General features: G+C 58.8%; 1 protein-coding gene. It reads right to left on the bottom strand.

What is annotated here, in order from left to right; all coding sequences use genetic code 11:
- Positions 1 to 11: 11 nt before the first annotated feature.
- Positions 12 to 755, bottom strand: a complete 744-nt coding sequence (locus tag ABQF13_RS25285; RefSeq protein ID WP_448395550.1) for an MlaE family ABC transporter permease — start codon at positions 753 to 755, stop codon at positions 12 to 14.
- Positions 756 to 788: the final 33 nt, after the last annotated feature.

Below are 788 nucleotides of genomic sequence, written 5' to 3'. Positions count from 1 at the left end.
CAGATGACCCGCTATCCCGTCGTCATCCGAATACCGATCGCGGTCACCACCACATTGATCACAAACAACGCCATAAACGCATACACCACCGTCTCGTTGACCGCATTACCCACCGCCTTAGCCCCACCCCCAGAGATCGACAACCCCCGATAACAGGCCACCAACCCCGCGATCACCCCGAACAACGCCGCCTTCACACACGAGATGATCACCTCAGGCACCCCGGTCAACAACGTGATCCCCGCCGCGAACGCCCCCGGATTCACATCCTGAATAAACACCGAAAACATATAGCCACCCACAATCCCGATGACCACCACAAAACTATTGAGCAACAACGCCACCAAACCCGAAGCCAACATCCGCGGCGTCACCAACCGCTGCACCGGATCAATCCCCAAAACCTCCATCGCGTCGATCTCCTCACGAATCGTGCGCGACCCCAAATCCGCACAAATCGCCGTCGACCCCGCCCCAGCCACAATCAACACCGTCACAATCGGACCCACCTGCGTCACCGCACCAAACGCAGCACCCGCCCCCGACAAATCCGCCGCACCCAACTCCCGCAACAAAATATTGAGCGTGAAACTAATCAACACCGTAAAAGGAATCGCCACCAACAACGTCGGCGCCAACGCCACCCGCGCAATAAACCAACACTGCTCCAAAAACTCCCGCCACTGAAACGGCCGCCGAAACACAAACCGCACCGCATCAGCCGACATCGCAAACAACCCACCCACAGCCGCCATCGGCCCCGACAAATCACGCACCCGCGGCAACCC

This window comes from Mycolicibacterium sp. XJ879 (genome assembly GCF_053483935.1).
The sequence above is the reverse complement of the archived record's forward strand: the minus strand, read 5'-3'. Positions and strand labels throughout refer to the sequence as shown.

Excerpts from the sequence above, each read along its gene's own strand:
- ABQF13_RS25285 (WP_448395550.1), bottom strand. The coding sequence starts at position 755 with ATGGCGGCTGTGGGTGGGTTGTTTGCGATGTCGGCTGATGCGGTGCGG.